This window comes from Rhizobium sp. PRIMUS64 (assembly GCF_023006465.1).
Classification (GTDB): domain Bacteria; phylum Pseudomonadota; class Alphaproteobacteria; order Rhizobiales; family Rhizobiaceae; genus Rhizobium; species Rhizobium leguminosarum.
Genome location: NZ_JALBGX010000375.1, coordinates 1 through 261 on the forward strand (window position 1 = coordinate 1; position 261 = coordinate 261).

The 261-nt window shown below is 63.2% G+C and carries 1 protein-coding gene; it reads left to right on the plus strand.

All coding sequences use genetic code 11. The features are described 5' to 3' along the window. Positions 1–261, plus strand: a 261-nt coding sequence (locus tag MOV76_RS40430; RefSeq protein ID WP_247266646.1) for a hypothetical protein, incomplete at both ends; no start/stop codon positions are given.

Sequence of the window (261 nt, forward strand, 5' to 3'; positions counted from 1 at the left end):
CCGCAGCAGATCGATGCCGAAACGGGAAAGGCGAGCGAACCTGCCGTCTTCACCACGCGGGAGATGCTGCGCATCGAATATGACATGGGGCGGTCGGCGCGGGTTTTGGCGAAGCGCCGCGGCTTTGCCGTTTCCGATCGGGTGGTTGCGGCGGCGATCAGGCAGGTCGAAACGCAGGATCCGGAAAACTCCTTCCGGCTCGATCCGGAACAGGTGGACGCCATCCATCATATCACCCGGGACAATGCTATCGCCGCCGTG